Raw genomic sequence first — 15348 nt, 5'->3', positions numbered from 1 at the left:
TGCCGGTCAGCCGTCGGAGTCGGCATCCCCCTCCTCGGCGTCCAACGCCTCCATTGCGGCCTCCACCTCGCCGGCCCGTCGCCGGGCGGTGCTGACCGACCGTTCGGCGGCCCGACGGGCCAGCCGGGACCGGCTGAGTTCCTGCTCGGCGACGGCCCGGCGACGTTCCAGTTCGGCCAGTTCCGCCTCGACGGCGTCCAGCGCGGCCACCCCGTCGCGTTCGGCCGCGACCGCGCCGGCCAGGTCCGTCTCGGCCCGTTCCTGGTCGGTACGCGCCCGGTCCAGTTCCTTCTCCAACGCCCTGCGGCGACGGGACCGTTCGGCACGGGCGGCCCGCTGTGCCTGCTCGGCCCGTAACGCTCCCCGGTCCGGCGGGCGCTGCCGGACCGGGGCGGCGGGCGGCGGTTCCTCGCCGCCGGTCACCAGACGCAACTGTGGCCGGGGCACCTCGCCGAACCCGGCGTAGTGGGCCGGGCGCAGCAGTCTTCCGGAGCGCACCTGCTCGGCCACCTCGACGTCGGAGAGCGCGGCGTTGAGCGTCGCTTCGACCTCGGCCAGCGGCAGCTTCCCGCCCGACGGGGCACCGTCGACGCCGGCGGCGAGCCGGCGTACCTCGGCGACCAGCGCGCCGACCACCGCCCGCCGCTGCGCGGACAGCTCGCGCAGGCGCGGGCCGCGCAGCTCGCGCTGGGCCTCCCGCAGCGCTTCGGCCAGCTGCGCCAGCTCGGCCACCAGCTCCGGTCGCTCCAACGCCAGCAGGTTGACCAGCCAGGCGGCGACGGTGGGCCGGCGCAGCCGGGCGATCTCCCGGGCGGTACGCGGGTCACCGGCCCGGCGGGCCTGCGCGGCGGCGTCGTCCCGGGCGGCGACGAACCGGTCCGGCGGCGTGCGGTACAGCTGCTCGACGAGGTCGGATGGGGGGCCGGGCATCGCTCAGCCGTCGATCCGGCTGCCCGGCTCCAGCCGCTGGTACTCGCTGCCGGACAGCGCCGTGTACTGCCGGTCGAGCACCGCGTAACCGTTGTCGTTGAGCAGGGCGTCGTGCAGCGCGAAGACCCGGCGCGGGGCCACCGCCCGGATGAAGTCGACCACCTCGGAGAACTTCGACCAGGGGGCGTGGATCGGGGCGAAGAGGGTGTCGACCTGGACGTCGTCCGGGACGAACAGGGCGTCGCCCGGGTGGTAGACGACGTCGTTGAGCAGATAACCGAGGTTGTCGATCACCGGGATGTCGGGATGGATCACCGCGTGCCGGCCACCGTGGGCGCGTACCGGAATCCCGGCGGCGGTGAAGGACTCCCCAGGGGTCACCGGGCGCAGCACGTCGGCCGCGTCGCCGAGCGCGCCGGCCAGCGACGCCGGGCCGTGGATGACGAAGGGGCGCCGCGCCAACTGCCGGTTCACCGCCGCCACGTCGAGGTGATCCGGGTGCTCGTGGGTGACCAGCACCGCGTCGGCTCCGTCCAACGCCACCGCCGGCTCACTGAACATTCCTGGATCGATGACCAGCACTCCCCCGTCGTGCTCGACCCGCAGGCACGAGTGGGCGTACTTGGTGAGCCGCATCGTGATCCCTCCCTTATCGATTCGTGACGTCCTGAGCGCAGTCTGCCGGAACCCGTGCGGTGGTGTGTGGCGTCCGAGCCATTGCCTGTTCGGGCAGCAGAGAGGGGAACGGGGATGGGAATGCGAAGAGCCCGCCGGCACGGGACCACGGCGGTGGCGACACTTGCTGCGCTGCTGATGCTCGCCGCCTGCGGAAGTGGCGGCGGAGACGACTCAGGAGCGGCCGGCACCGCTGCCGACGCGGTGGCGCCGGCCCGGGAGGGTGCCGCCGTTGCGCCCGGCGAGGCCGCCGCGCCCGGTGCTGCCCAGGGCGGTGCCGGCGCGGCGACGGACACCCGGGTCGACCAGCGGTCCATCATCTACACCGGATCGATCCGGGTGCAGGTGAACGATGTGGACGTCGCCGCCCGGGACGCCGTCGCGGCGGCTACCCGGGCCGGCGGCTTCGTCGGCGGGGACCAACGCCGCAGCTCCGACGCCGACGCGGTGGCCGACCTCGAACTGCGGGTGCCAGCGGAGCGGTTCTACGCGGTCGTGGAGGAGCTGGCGGGTCTCGGCACCCAGGAGCGCCGGGAGATCGGTACGCAGGACGTCACCGAGGAGACCATCGACCTTGACGCCCGGATCGCCAGCCAGCGGGCTCGGGTGGAGAGTGCGCGACGACTGCTCGCCCAGGCCGACTCGATAAGCGACCTGGTGAGCATCGAGAACGAACTGGCGCGGCGGGAGGCCGACCTCGCCTCGCTGGAGGCGAAGAAGCGGCGGCTGAGCGACCTCACCGCGCTGTCCACCATCACCGTCACCCTGGTGGGGCCGGGCGTCACGACCCCCGAGGAGGAGACCGAGATCGGTTTCCTGGTAGGGCTCAAGGGCGGCTGGCAGGTCTTCCTGTCCTCGATGACCGTCCTGCTCACCGTGCTGGGCGCGATCCTGCCGTGGCTGCTGGTCTTCGGCGTACCGCTGGGGGCGCTGTGGTGGCTGGCCCGCCGTCGCCGCCGGAACCGACCCGCGGTGCCGGCCCTGGTCGCACCGAGCGGCACCCCGCCACCGCCGGGGGTCAGCGCGCCGCCGCCAGTGCCTGGAGCGCGGTCTGCACCATGAGCCGTACGCCCACCGGGATGGCCCGTTCGTCCACGTCGAACGACGCCCGGTGCAGATCGACGTTCGGCCCGGAGCGGCCGACCCCGAGTCGGGCCAGGGCGCCGGGGACGTACTCCAGATACCAGGAGAAGTCCTCGCCGCCCATGCTCTGCGGGGTTTCCGCGATGCCCTCCGGGCCGAGCGCGGCGGCGGTGGCCGCGTTCAGCACCCCGATGGCCCGTGCGTCGTTGCAGACCGGTGGGCGACCGCGCAGGTACTCCAGGTCGACGGTGGCCCCGGTGGGTGCGATGACGTCCCGGACCACCTGAGAAACGATCTTCGGGGCCAGCTCCCAGGTGTCGCGGTCCATCACCCGCAGGGTGCCGGAGGCGGACGCCTCGGACGGGATGACGTTGTACCGGGTGCCCGCGGAGGCGTGACCGAAGACGAGCAGCAGTCCACTGTTCGCCGGCACCCGGCGGCTGACCAGGGCTGGGACCTCGGTGATCAGCCGACCGAGCGCGTCCACGAGGTCCACGGTCAGGTGCGGGCGGGCGGTGTGGCCACCCGGGCCGGTGAGCCGGACGGTGACGTTGTCGGCGGCAGCGGTGATCGGGCCGACCCGCAAACCCACTTGGCCGACGGGCAGGTTTGGGTCGCAGTGCAGCGCGAAGATCTGCACCACGTCGTCGAGGCCGCCGGCCTCGATCACCTCCAGCGAGCCGCAGGGCAGGATCTCCTCGGCGGGCTGGAAGATCAGCCGGACCCGGCCGGGCAGTTCACCCAGGTCGGCCAGCTGCGCGAGCAGCATGCCGACGCCCAACATGATCGTGGTGTGCACGTCGTGCCCGCAGGCGTGGCAGACCCCGTCGACCGTGGAGCGGTACGGGACGTCCTTGACGTCGGTCAGCGGCAGCGCGTCGATGTCGGCGCGCAGCGCGATCACCGGCCCGTCCGGACGGCCGTCGATGTCGCAGATCACCCCGTTGCCCTTGGGCAGCAGTCGCGGCTGCAACCCGGCCAGGGAGAGTTCCCGGGCGACCAGGGCCGCGGTCTCGAATTCCGCGCCGGACAGCTCCGGGTGCGAGTGAATGTGACGGCGCGTGGCGATCAGGCCCGGTACCCGGAGGGCGAGCAGGTGGTCCAACTCGAAGGGCAGGGGCTGGGAACCGGTCGGCGCATCCGGCCAGGACGGCGCCAGTTGGTGACCGGTCGGCATCGTCAACGCACTCGTCACGTCGAATTCTCTTCGATCACTAGAAATGGATGGATCATCGGGAACAGCAGACAGCGTAGACCCCCGACGGTGACTCTGCGCAACCTCGTTCCGGTGATGATCGGACCGCGCAGCGTCACGTATGCCCTGCTGAGAGCGTCCGGAGGTGAGCGGGACAGCAGGTAGATCGCGGTCATGCGCCGTCATCCACCCCTCACCTCCTACAACGCGTAATCGTTCGCCGGGCACCGAGAATCTTTCCGAAACCATCGTCGCCGTTCCGAATTGTCGCATTAGTCGCGCCGATGAACTGACGGTACGACAATTACCCGACCACCAACGGCAACGATCATCCGTGGACGTTCACACGCAGGGCAGCCGTCCGACCGCACACCGTGTGCGTCCGCGTGATCACCGCGAGCGGAGTACCCGGACAACGCCGGTTCGACACGCTGCGCGACGACTGAGCCATGACGTCCCCGCGACAACCCGCACGCTCGGCGACGAGAGGCGTGCGTCCAGCAACCACCCGACCCGGGGTCAGAACCGGTCAGTGGGCTGGTAACGGCCCCAGACCTCGCGGAGCGCCCCGCACACCTCACCGACGGTGGCGCGCTCGCGCAGCGCCGCCTTCATCGGGTAGAGCACGTTGCCGGTGCCGGAGGCGGTCTCCCGCAACTCGACAAGCGTCCGCTCCACGGCGGCGGAGTCCCGCTCGGCCCGCAGCTTCGCCAGTCGCTCGGCCTGGGCCGCCTCGATCGCCGGATCGACCCGCAGCGGCTCGTACGGCTCCTCGGCGTCGATCGCGAAGCGGTTGAGCCCGACCACCACCCGTTCGCCCGAGTCGATCTCCTGCGCGATCCGGTACGCGGACTGCTCGATCTCCCGCTTCTGGAAACCGACCTCGATCGCGTCCACCGCCGACCCGTGCTCGAAGACCCGGGCCATCAGCGCGTCGGCAGCCGTCTCGATCTCGGCGGTCATCGCCTCCACCACGTACGAGCCGGCGAACGGGTCGACCGTGGCGGTGAGATCCGTCTCGTACGCCAGCACCTGCTGGGTACGCAGCGCCAGCCGGGCCGCCTTCTCGGTGGGCAGCGCGATCGCCTCGTCGAAGCTGTTGGTGTGCAGCGACTGGGTGCCGCCGAGCACCGCGCCGAGCCCCTGCACCGCCACCCGGACCAGGTTCACCTCGGGCTGCTGGGCGGTCAACTGCACGCCCGCGGTCTGGGTGTGGAAGCGCAGCATCATCGACTTCGGGTTCTTCGCCCCGAACTCGTCGCGCATCAGGCGGGCCCAGATCCGCCGGGCCGCCCGGAACTTCGCCACCTCTTCGAGCAGGGTGGTACGCGCGACGAAGAAGAACGACAGCCGGGGGGCGAAGTCGTCCACGGCCAGCCCGGTGGCGATCGCGGCCCGGACGTACTCCACGCCGTTGGCCAGCGTGAACGCGATCTCCTGCACGGGCGAGGCGCCGGCCTCGGCCATGTGGTAGCCGGAGATCGAGATGGTGTTCCATTTCGGCACCTCGCTACGGCAGTAGCCGAAGGTGTCGGCGACCAGCCGCAACGAGGGCTTCGGCGGGAAGATGTACGTCCCCCGGGCGATGTACTCCTTGAGGATGTCGTTCTGGATGGTGCCGTTGAGCGCCGAACCCGGCACGCCGTTCTCCTCGGCGACGAGTTGATAGAGCAGCAGCAGCACCGAGCCGGGCGCGTTGATCGTCATCGAGGTGGAGACCTTGTCCAGCGGGATGCCGTCGAACAGCAGTCGCATGTCCTCGATGGAGTCGATGGCCACGCCGACCTTGCCCACCTCGCCGTGCGCGATCGGGTCGTCGGAGTCGTACCCCATCTGGGTGGGCAGGTCGAAGGCGACCGACAGACCCATCGTGCCGGCCCGCAACAACTGGTGGTAACGCGCGTTGGACTCGGTGGCGGTACCGAAGCCGGCGTACTGGCGCATGGTCCACGGACGGGAGGTGTACATGGTGGGGTAGACCCCACGGGTGTACGGGAACTCGCCCGGCCCGCCGAGGCGGGAGTCCAGGTCGCCGGGAAGGTCGTCGGCCGTGTAGACGCCCTTGATCGGGAAACCGGACTCGCTTGACCGCCGTTCGCTCATCACCGGATGGTAGGACGGGTGGAACGGGTGGCGGGTGAGGGATACCGCACACCGCGTCGCCCGACCGCGACAAGGCACGACAAGAGGTGAGTGCCTGCACACGTACCGTCGAGTACTGGAAACGTCCGCCGCGCCGGCTTTCGCATCGGGCGTCTGAACCAGCAAGATAGGGGGGTTGTGTCCCAGCCCTCTCGACTTCCCCCGGTGGCTTTTCTGTGACTCAGATCCCGACGTGGAGCGGCGGACCAGTCAGCACTCCCACCAACGGACGCGCGACACCCGGCACCGTCATCGGTGACCGGTACTCGCTGCGCTCGGCGGTGGGCAACGGCGGCATGGGTACGGTCTGGCGGGCCACGGACACCCTGCTGCGCCGTGACGTGGCGGTCAAGGAGGTCGTCCTCCCGCCCGGCCTGGCGCCGAGCGACCGCGACGCGATGTACGAACGCACCTTGCGCGAGGCCCGCGCCGCCGCCGCCATCGCCCACCCGGCGGTGGTCCAGGTGTACGACGTGGTCACCGAGGCCGGCCGCCCCTGGATCGTGATGGAGCTGCTGGACGCCCGCAGCCTCGCCGACATGGTGATCGAGGACGGGCCGATCGCCCAGCGTGTGGTTGCCAAGATCGGCATCGCGCTGCTCGGCGCGCTCGAGGTGGCGCACGCGATCGGCGTGCTGCACCGCGACGTCAAGCCCGCCAACGTGTTGATCTGCTCCGACGGCCGCTGCGTGCTTACCGACTTCGGTGTCGCCCGGATGCCCACCGACGTGCAGCTCACCACCCCGGGGATGGTGCTGGGCTCACCGCACTTCATCTCGCCCGAGCGGGCCATGGGGCAGGAGTTCGGCCCGCCCAGCGACCTGTTCTCCCTCGGCGTGACGCTGTACACGGCCGTGGAGGGCCGCCCGCCCTTCGACCGGGGCGACCCGATCGAGACCATGCACGCCGTGGTCGAGGATCCCCCCGCCCCGCCACAGCGCAGCGGACCGCTGACCCGGGTGCTGATGGGTCTGCTGGAGAAGGATCCGGGCCGCCGGCTGGACGTGCACACCGCCCGCGCCATGCTGCGCGAGCTGCTGGCCGGCCCGCTGAGCAGCAGCGCCGCCGGGGTCAACTCGATGACGGACCAGTACTCCGTGATGCCGGTGCCGCTGCCCGCACCGATCACCGCGCCGGCAGCCCCGGCCAAGCCGACCCCGTCCGGGCAGATCGGCGGCCGGGCGATGCTCGGCCCCGGCGAGTCGCTGACCGACCGGCTGGCCGCGCTGCGCCGGGGCGAGCGCCCCGGCCAGGCCGCCGCGGCCGGCGCCGCCGCGATGGAGGACACCAGCGCCGACGCCCTGGCCCGTCCCGGGCAGCGGGGTGCCGCGATGTCCCCGCCCGGCCGTACCTACGGTGCCGCCGAGGCGACCCAGCGGGTCGGCGGGGACACCACCCAGCGGGTCGGGCCGGAGGTCTTCGGCTACGGCGGGCAGCCCGACGCGACACAGCGGATCGGCGGCTACGGCGCTGGGCCTGACGCCACCCAGCAGCTCGGCGGCTACGGTACCCAGCCCGAGGCGACCCAACGGGTCGGCGGCTACGGCGGTGCCCAGCCCGACGCGACGCAGCAGGTCGGCGGCTACGGCGGCGCCCAGTGGCCGGCCGCGCCGAACCAGCCGTACGGCACGCCGACCCCCGCTCCCGGCGGCGGTAGCAGCCCGGTCGACCGGGCGAAGGCCGCCGGCACCCGGGCGGTCGACACCGTGAAGGGCTGGCCACGCAAGATGCAGCTGGCGGCGGCCGGTGGCCTCGCGGTGCTCCTGCTGATCGGTGTGGTGGCGTTCGCCAGCGGCGGCGACGAGACCCCCACCACCCCGGTCGCCGAGCCGTCCAACTCCGCCGACGAGGGCCCCGGCATCGAGATGCAGGAGCACTCGGCACGCGGGATCCAGATGCTGGTGCCCGAGGGCTGGAAACGGGCCGCGCCCGCCGGTGGGGTCTACATCGACTACACCGACCCGGAGGACAGCGGTCGCCGGGTGCGCATCCTCAACGAGGAGTGGAACGGCACCTCGGCACGCTGGGCGGAGGTCGCCGAGAACGGCCTGAAGACCAGGTCGAAGTCCTGCGCCAAGCCGTACACCCAGGTCGCCATGGCGGAGAAGGAGCTGGCCGGGAAGCCTTCGGCCGAGTTCGAGTACACCTGCGGCGAGGGCGACGAGATGCGGCACGGCATCTGGCACGGGGTCGCCCACGACGGCCGGCTCTACTCGTTCTACCTCACCTCGACCGACGCCCGCTTCGAGGAGAGCAAGCCGATCTACGCGGAGATGCTCAAGTCGTTCCAGCTCACGTCGGCCGGCTGAGCCGGGGCAGACGCCCGGGAAGATCCCTCGCCGTGCTATCAAGAGGCCATGGCGGCGGAGACCAGTGACCTCGACACCATTCGCGAGCGGGCCGAACGCTGGCTCGCCGACGACCCCGACCCGGCCGGCCGGGCGGAGCTGCGGGCGGTGCTCGACCAGCTGCCGGGCAGCGCGCCGGAGCTGGCCGACCGGTTCGCCGGGCCGCTGACCTTCGGCACGGCCGGCCTGCGCGGGCCGCTGCGCGCCGGCCCCAACGGGATGAACCTCGCGGTGGTCACCCAGGCCGCCGCCGGGCTGGTCGCCTGGCTCGCCGCCCAGGGTGGCACCGGCCCGCTGGTGATCGGGTACGACGCCCGGCGCGGCTCCCGCGAGTTCGCCGAGCGCACCGCCCAGGTGGCCACCGGGGCGGGCCGCCCGGCGCTGCTGCTCCCCCGCCCGCTGCCCACCCCGGTGCTCGCGTACGCGGTGCGTCACCTGTCGGCGGTGGCCGGGGTGATGGTGACCGCCAGCCACAACCCGCCGCAGGACAACGGCTACAAGGTGTACCTCGGTGCCGAGCTGGGCGGGAAGCTGGGCGCCGGGGCGCAGATCGTGCCGCCGGCCGACGCCGGCATCGAGGCCGCCATCCGGGCGGTCGGTCCGCTGGCGCAGGTGCCGCTCGGCCCCGCCGGTCAGGTGCTCGGCGACGACCTGGTCGCCGCGTACGTGGCGCGGGCGGCCGGTGTCGTCTCGCCTGGCGGCCCCCGGGAGCTGACCGTGGCGTACACCCCGCTGCACGGTGTCGGGGCGGCGGTGCTCACCGCCGCGTTCGCCGCCGCCGGTTTCCCGACGCCCGGCGTGGTGCCCGACCAGGCCGAGCCGGACCCGGACTTTCCCACCGTCAGCTTCCCCAATCCGGAGGAGCCGGGCGCGGTGGACCGGCTGGTCGCGCTCGCCGAGCGCACCGACGCCGACCTGGCCATCGCCAACGATCCGGACGCCGACCGCTGCGCCGTCGCGGTCCGCGAAGGTTCGGGTTGGCGGATGCTGCGCGGGGACGAGGTGGGTGTGCTGCTCGCCGATCACCTGATGCGACGTGGGGTCTCCGGCCTGTACGCCACCACCATCGTCTCGTCGTCGCTGCTGCGGACGATGTGCGCCGCGCGTGGGCTGCCGTACGGGGAGACGCTCACCGGATTCAAGTGGATCGTCCGGGCCGGTGACGGCAGCGAGCCACTGGTCTTCGGTTACGAGGAGGCGCTCGGCTACTGCGTCGCCCCGGAGCACGTACGCGACAAGGACGGCATCACCGCCGCGCTCACGGTGGCTGAGCTGGCCGCCGGCCTCAAGGCGCAGGGGCGCACGCTCACCGACCGGCTCGACGAGTTGGCCACCGAGTTCGGCGTGCACCAGACCGACCAGCTCTCGGTACGCGTCGACGACCTGCGCCTGATCTCCGACGCGATGGCCCGGATCCGCGCCGCCACCCCGACCACCCTGCTCGGCCAGCCGGTCACCGAGACGCAGGACCTGCTCCCGGAGGCGGACGTGGTGATCCTGCGTACCGAGACGGCCCGGGTCGTGATCCGCCCCTCCGGCACCGAACCAAAGCTCAAGGCGTACCTGGAAGTGGTGGCACCCCCCACCGACGGCGACGTAACGGCGGCCCGCACCCGCGCAACGTCCGCCCTCACCACCCTCCGCACCGAGATCGCCCACGCCCTCGGCATCCCCAACTCCCCTAGTTGATCATGACGTTAGCGGCAGCCCTAGAGATCAACTTCGCCGCCAACCTCATGATCAACGGAGGAAAAGGGGGGTGGGTCAGCGGCGGGGGCCGAGGGCGTGCTCGACGGCGCGGCCGAGGGCAGCCACCACGAGGGCTACCGAGGGGCGGATCACGCTGTCCTCCAGGTTGACCTCGCCGGAGAAGCCGGCGCCGCTGGCGATCTCCTCCAGCCGGCGGCGGGCGGCGTCGGCGTCCTCGCCGGCGACCCCGAGTGCGGATTCCATCCGCAGCACGGCGACCAGGGTGGCGAGCGCGGCGGTCCGCTCGTCCGGCGCCGCGCCGGTGAGCACCACGGCGAGCCGCTGCCGGGTCTCCTCCTCCACCGACGGATCCACCACCGGGTAGCGGTGGACGTGGATGAAGCCCAACTCGGTCTCGTCGACGTCCCGGACGACGCCCTGCTCGCAGAGGTCGCCGAGGATCCGGTCGCGGAGGCCGTGTCGTAGCCGCTGCACCCAGGAGGAGGGGCTGTGCGGCGTGTCGGCCACGATCTTGGCCAGCACCGCGTCGGTGACCGGTTCGCCGGTCGGCGTCGGGTCCACCGCGGTCAGGGCGCCGTCGGTGTACGCGATCCGCCCGGCCAGGGCCAGTTCGATGAGAACGGCGGCGGCCATGCCCAGGTCGAGGCTGATCCGCGGCAGGGTCGCCTTACCCGTTTCGTCGTCGTACGCGAGCAGGAGCAGTTCCTCGGCGAGCGGGACACCAGTCATGGCCCGAGACGCTAGCCGCTGAACACCACCGTCCGCAGCACAAACCGCCGCCGGGGGCAGCGGCCGTCGTCCGCTCAGAAGCGGGGCATGCCGCCGAACTGCCGGTCACCGGCGTCGCCGAGGCCCGGCACGATGAACATGCTGTCGTTGAGGCCGTCGTCGATGGCGGCGGTGACCAGGCGCAGCGGCAGTCCGGAGCGCTCCAACCGCTGAATGCCGGCCGGCGCGGCGAGCACACAGAGCACGGTGATGTCGGTGCAGCCCCGCTCGGCCAGCAGTCGACAGGAGTGCTCCAGGGAGCCGCCGGTGGCCAGCATCGGGTCGAGGACCAGCACGGGCAGGCCGGCGAGGTCCCGGGGCAGGGACTCCATGTAGGCGCGCGGCTCGAAGGTCTCTTCGTCGCGGGCCAGGCCGACGAAGCCCATCGAGGACTCGGGCAGCAGCCCCAGCGCGGCGTCGGCCATGCCGAGACCTGCCCGCAGCACCGGCACCAGCAGCGGCGGGTTGGCCAGCCGGGTGCCCTGGGTGGCGGTCACCGGCGTCTGCACCGGGTACGTCTCCACGGGGAAGGAGCGGGCGGCCTCGTACACCAGCATGGTGGTGAGTTCGTGCAGCGCCGCCCGGAACGTAGAGGAATCGGTGCGCTCGTCCCGCATGGCGGTCAGCCGGGATTGGGCGAGCGGGTGGTCAATGACGAGTACGTCCACGATCGCTCAACCTACCCGCCCCGGATGTCGGCGCGCGGGTCCCGGCCGTGACCAGCGACCTCGCTCACCCGTGCGCGCTCGACGACCACGGTGACCAAGATCACTCGGTGTCAACCTGCGTAGACTTCGGGACATGACGGCGACAGCGACGTCGGCCCGCTCGGACCTCTCCGAGCTGGGACGATCCGAGACCGCTCTGCGGACCTTCCTGCACGGCCTACCGGGCGTGGACCAGGTCGGCGCGGAGCAGCGGGCAGCCCAACTCGGCACCCGATCCATCAAGACCACCGCCAAGGCCGAGGCGATCGACCTCGCCATCCGGATGGTCGACCTGACCACGCTGGAAGGCGCGGACACCCCGGGCAAGGTACGGGCGCTCGCCGCGAAGGCGCTGCGGCCCGATCCGGCTGACCCGTCCTGCCCGCACGTCGGCGCGGTCTGCGTCTACCCCTCGATGGTCCCGTACGTGGCCGAAGTGCTGCGCGGATCTGCGGTGCACCTGGCCAGTGTGGCCACGTCCTTCCCGTCGGGTCAGGCTCCGCTGGAGATCAAGCTCGCCGACACCCGCGCCGCCGTCGAGGCGGGCGCCGACGAGATCGACATGGTGATCAACCGGGGCGCTTTCCTGGCCGGCCGCTACGCCGAGGTGTACGACGAGATCGTCGCCACCAAGCAGGCATGCGGGGACGCCCACCTCAAGGTGATCCTGGAGACCGGCGAGCTGGCCACCTACGACAACGTGCGCCGCGCCTCCTGGCTGGCGATGCTCGCGGGCGGTGACTTCATCAAGACCTCCACCGGCAAGGTCCCGGTCGCCGCCACGCTGCCGGTGACCCTGGTGATGCTGGAGGCGGTACGCGACTTCCGGGCCGCCACCGGGCGGCAGGTAGGCGTGAAGCCGGCTGGCGGCATCAAGACCACCAAGGACGCGATCAAGTATCTGGTCATGGTCAACGAGACCGTCGGCCCGGACTGGCTGCACCCGGACTGGTTCCGCTTCGGTGCGTCCAGCCTCCTCAACGACCTGCTGATGCAGCGCACCAAGCTGACGACCGGCGTCTACGCCGGCCCCGACTACTTCACCCTGGACTGACCGCGATGTTCGAATACGCACCCGCCCCCGAGTCACGCTCGGTGGTAGACCTCAAGCCCTCGTACGGGCTCTTCGTCGACGGTAAGTTCGTCGACCCGGCCGACGGTGGCAGCTTCAAGTCGATCAACCCGGCCTCCGAGGAGGTGCTGGCCGAGATCGCCGAGGGCGGCGCACAGGACGTGGACCGGGCGGTCCGGGCGGCCCGCAAGGCGTACGACAAGGTCTGGGGGCCGATGCCGGGCCGGGACCGGGCCAAGTACCTGTTCCGGATCGCCCGCATCATCCAGGAACGCTCGCGTGAGCTGGCCGTGCTGGAGTCACTGGACAACGGCAAGCCGATCAAGGAGTCCCGCGACGTCGACCTGCCGCTGGTCGCCGCCCACTTCTTCTACTACGCCGGCTGGGCCGACAAGCTGCCGCACGCCGGCTTCGGCGCGAACCCGCAGCCGCTCGGCGTGGCCGCGCAGGTCATCCCGTGGAACTTCCCGCTGCTGATGCTGGCCTGGAAGATCGCCCCGGCGCTGGCCGCCGGTAACACGGTGGTGCTCAAGCCGGCCGAGACCACCCCGCTGACCGCGCTGCTCTTCGCCGAGATCTGCCAGCAGGCCGACCTGCCGGCCGGTGTGGTCAACATCGTCACCGGCGCCGGCGAGACCGGCCGGGCGCTGGTCGAGCACGCCGACGTGGACAAGGTCGCCTTCACCGGCTCCACCGACGTCGGCCGGGCCATCGCCCGCGCGGTCGCCGGCAGCCGTAAGAAGCTCACCCTGGAACTCGGCGGCAAGGCCGCCAACATCGTCTTCGACGACGCCCCGGTCGACCAGGCGGTCGAGGGCATCGTCAACGGCATCTTCTTCAACCAGGGGCACGTCTGCTGCGCCGGCTCCCGGCTGCTGGTCCAGGAATCCGTTGCCGAGCAGGTGCTGGAGTCACTCAAGCGGCGGATGGCCCAGCTGCGCCTCGGTGACCCGCTGGACAAGAACACCGACATCGGTGCCATCAACTCCGCCGCCCAGCTCTCCCGCATCCGGGAGCTGACCGAGGCCGGTGCCGCCGAGGGCGCGCAGCAGTGGTCGCCACCGTGTGAGCTGCCCGAGCGGGGCTTCTGGTTCGCGCCGACCATCTTCACGGGGGTCACCCAGGCACACCGGATCGCCCGCGAGGAGATCTTCGGTCCGGTGCTGTCCGTACTCACCTTCCGCACCCCGGCCGAGGCCGTGGAGAAGGCCAACAACACGCCGTACGGGCTGTCGGCCGGGATCTGGACCGAGAAGGGCTCCCGGATCCTGTGGACGGCCGACCGGCTGCGCGCCGGCGTGGTGTGGGCCAACACGTTCAACAAGTTCGACCCGACCTCGCCGTTCGGCGGTTACAAGGAGTCGGGCTACGGTCGCGAGGGCGGCCGGCACGGGCTGGAGGCGTACCTCAATGTCTGAGCGGGTCGCGGTACGCAAGACGTACAAGCTCTTCATCGGCGGGAAGTTCCCGCGTAGCGAGTCGGGACGGTCGTATCTCGTGCAGGACTCCAACGTGTCGCTGGCCTCCCGCAAGGACGCGCGGGACGCCGTGGTGTCCGCCCGCGCCGCCGGAAAGGGGTGGGCCGGGGCGACCGCGTACAACCGGGGTCAGATCCTCTACCGGGTCGCCGAGATGCTGGAGGGCCGACGCGAGCAGTTCATCGCGCTCGGCGTGCCCGCCGACGAGGTGGACGCGGCGACCGACCGCTGGGTCTGGTACGCCGGCTGGTCGGACAAGCTCCCGCAGGTGTACGGGGGCGCGAACCCGGTCGCCGGGCCGTACTTCAACCTGTCGGCGCCCGAGCCGACGGGTGTGGTGGCGGTGGCCGCCCCCGAGACACCGGCCCTGCTCGGCCTGGTCAGCGTGATCGCTCCGGCGATCGTCACCGGCAACACGGTGGTGGTGGCCGCCTCGCCGACGGCACCACTGGCCGCGGTGACCCTTGCCGAGGTGCTGGCCACCTCCGACCTGCCGGGTGGTGTGGTCAACATCCTCACCGGCCGGCTGTCGGAGACCGTACCCACGCTGGCCGCGCACATGGACGTCAACGCCATCGACCTGACTGGCGTGACCGACCCGGAACTGGCCGCCGACCTGGAGGTCAAGGCGGCGGAGAACCTCAAGCGGGTGCTCCGGCCGGTACCGGCAGGCCACGACTGGTCGGCGGATCCCGGGCTCGGCCGGATGACGGCCCTGCTGGAGACGAAGACCGTCTGGCACCCCAAGGGGGTCTGACTCTCCCTGCTCTTGGGGTTTCCGGGGAGCCCGCTTGGGTGGGGTTTCCTTCCGGGGAGCCTCCGCTCCTGGGGTTTCCGGGGAGCCCCGCTCGGGTTTCCGGGGAGCCCCGCCCGCTCCGGGCGGTCAGGCTTGATCCCTGCGCGGTCGGGGCTCCCCGGAAACCCTGACCTGGGCGCGGACCGTCCGTAGGTCAGGGCTTACGGAGTGCCGCCCAGCGTCGCGTCCCGGTCTGGTGGCGCCCCCGGTCCGCCGTCTCCCCTGCTCGGTCTCCCCGCTCGGCCGTCTCCCCCGTTCGGTCGTCTCCCCGGTCCGTCGTCTCCCCGGTCCGCCGTCTCCCCTCTCGCCCTTCCCGTTCCGCCCTCTGTTGCCTGTCGCCCTGGGTGCTCGCTCAAGATCCGGCCAACATCCCGGAAACTGCTGGGTCGAGTGGTGACGAAGCAGCACTATCCCTGAAGTAGTCGCGGCGGAGGGTGGGGTGGG

12 protein-coding genes are annotated in these 15348 nt (G+C 71.7%); 6 read left to right on the top strand and 6 right to left on the bottom strand.

Features of this window, described 5'->3' with window-relative positions:
• Positions 1–6: 6 nt before the first annotated feature.
• Both KBX50_RS28625 and KBX50_RS28620 read right to left on the bottom strand, forming a co-directional pair.
• Entirely contained in the window at positions 7–930 is a 924-nt protein-coding gene (locus KBX50_RS28625) for a hypothetical protein (RefSeq protein ID WP_210940985.1), read from the bottom strand.
• A 3-nt stretch (positions 931–933) separates the two neighbouring features.
• Positions 934–1566, bottom strand: coding sequence for an MBL fold metallo-hydrolase (locus KBX50_RS28620; RefSeq protein ID WP_210940984.1), 633 nt, complete (start codon positions 1564–1566; stop codon positions 934–936).
• A gap of 114 nt (positions 1567–1680) precedes the next feature.
• On the opposite strand from KBX50_RS28620, the gene KBX50_RS28615 reads away from it, so the two are divergent.
• Entirely contained in the window at positions 1681–2667 is a 987-nt protein-coding gene (locus tag KBX50_RS28615) for a DUF4349 domain-containing protein (protein ID WP_210940983.1), read from the top strand.
• Here the strand turns inward: KBX50_RS28615 and KBX50_RS28610 are convergent.
• A complete protein-coding gene (locus tag KBX50_RS28610; protein ID WP_210940982.1) occupies positions 2624–3883 on the bottom strand; it encodes an amidohydrolase in 1260 nt (419 codons plus the stop codon). The genes KBX50_RS28615 and KBX50_RS28610 overlap by 44 nt on opposite strands.
• 519 nt (positions 3884–4402) lie before the next feature.
• Positions 4403–5986: a methylmalonyl-CoA mutase gene (locus KBX50_RS28605; protein WP_210940981.1), complete on the bottom strand. Its 1584-nt coding sequence runs from the start codon at positions 5984–5986 to the stop codon at positions 4403–4405.
• A gap of 215 nt (positions 5987–6201) precedes the next feature.
• On the opposite strand from KBX50_RS28605, the gene KBX50_RS28600 reads away from it, so the two are divergent.
• Positions 6202–8334, top strand: coding sequence for a serine/threonine-protein kinase (locus tag KBX50_RS28600; protein ID WP_210940980.1), 2133 nt, complete (start codon positions 6202–6204; stop codon positions 8332–8334).
• A 48-nt stretch (positions 8335–8382) separates the two neighbouring features.
• Entirely contained in the window at positions 8383–10062 is a 1680-nt protein-coding gene (locus KBX50_RS28595; protein ID WP_210940979.1) for a phospho-sugar mutase, read from the top strand.
• 75 nt (positions 10063–10137) lie between these two features.
• On the opposite strand, the gene KBX50_RS28590 is transcribed toward KBX50_RS28595, so the two are convergent.
• Both KBX50_RS28590 and upp read right to left on the bottom strand, forming a co-directional pair.
• Complete coding sequence (locus KBX50_RS28590) at positions 10138–10812, bottom strand: GPP34 family phosphoprotein (protein ID WP_210940978.1); 675 nt, start codon at positions 10810–10812, stop codon at positions 10138–10140.
• A gap of 74 nt (positions 10813–10886) precedes the next feature.
• Positions 10887–11519: a uracil phosphoribosyltransferase gene (upp, locus tag KBX50_RS28585; RefSeq protein WP_210940977.1), complete on the bottom strand. Its 633-nt coding sequence runs from the start codon at positions 11517–11519 to the stop codon at positions 10887–10889.
• Between the two features lie 133 nt (positions 11520–11652).
• On the opposite strand from upp, the gene deoC reads away from it, so the two are divergent.
• From deoC to KBX50_RS28570, 3 genes are read left to right on the top strand one after another with little or no spacing between them, the layout of a single operon-like run.
• Positions 11653–12612 carry a deoxyribose-phosphate aldolase gene (gene deoC, locus KBX50_RS28580; protein ID WP_210940976.1) on the top strand — a complete coding sequence of 320 codons (960 nt, stop codon included), beginning with the start codon at positions 11653–11655 and terminating at the stop codon, positions 12610–12612.
• A 5-nt stretch (positions 12613–12617) separates the two neighbouring features.
• Entirely contained in the window at positions 12618–14048 is a 1431-nt protein-coding gene (locus tag KBX50_RS28575) for an aldehyde dehydrogenase family protein (protein WP_210940975.1), read from the top strand.
• Positions 14041–14865 (top strand): aldehyde dehydrogenase family protein, encoded by an 825-nt coding sequence (locus KBX50_RS28570; protein ID WP_210940974.1) that lies wholly within the window; start codon positions 14041–14043, stop codon positions 14863–14865. The genes KBX50_RS28575 and KBX50_RS28570 overlap by 8 nt, the downstream gene beginning before the upstream one ends.
• The last annotated feature ends 483 nt before the right edge of the window (positions 14866–15348 follow it).

The organism is Micromonospora sp. C51 (assembly GCF_018070435.1).
In the GTDB taxonomy this organism is placed as follows: Bacteria; Actinomycetota; Actinomycetes; order Mycobacteriales; family Micromonosporaceae; genus Micromonospora; species Micromonospora sediminimaris.
The sequence above is the reverse complement of the archived record's forward strand: the minus strand, read 5'-3'. Positions and strand labels throughout refer to the sequence as shown.

Bases quoted from the DNA above. Each gene is read 5' to 3' on its own strand.
- KBX50_RS28625 (WP_210940985.1), bottom strand. From the start codon at position 930: ATGCCCGGCCCCCCATCCGACCTCGTCGAGCAGCTGTACCGCACGCCG.
- KBX50_RS28620 (WP_210940984.1), bottom strand. From the start codon at position 1,566: ATGCGGCTCACCAAGTACGCCCACTCGTGCCTGCGGGTCGAGCACGAC.
- KBX50_RS28615 (WP_210940983.1), top strand. From the start codon at position 1,681: ATGGGAATGCGAAGAGCCCGCCGGCACGGGACCACGGCGGTGGCGACA.
- KBX50_RS28605 (WP_210940981.1), bottom strand. From the start codon at position 5,986: ATGAGCGAACGGCGGTCAAGCGAGTCCGGTTTCCCGATCAAGGGCGTC.
- KBX50_RS28595 (WP_210940979.1), top strand. From the start codon at position 8,383: ATGGCGGCGGAGACCAGTGACCTCGACACCATTCGCGAGCGGGCCGAA.
- KBX50_RS28590 (WP_210940978.1), bottom strand. From the start codon at position 10,812: ATGACTGGTGTCCCGCTCGCCGAGGAACTGCTCCTGCTCGCGTACGAC.
- deoC (WP_210940976.1), top strand. From the start codon at position 11,653: ATGACGGCGACAGCGACGTCGGCCCGCTCGGACCTCTCCGAGCTGGGA.
- KBX50_RS28575 (WP_210940975.1), top strand. From the start codon at position 12,618: ATGTTCGAATACGCACCCGCCCCCGAGTCACGCTCGGTGGTAGACCTC.
- KBX50_RS28570 (WP_210940974.1), top strand. From the start codon at position 14,041: ATGTCTGAGCGGGTCGCGGTACGCAAGACGTACAAGCTCTTCATCGGC.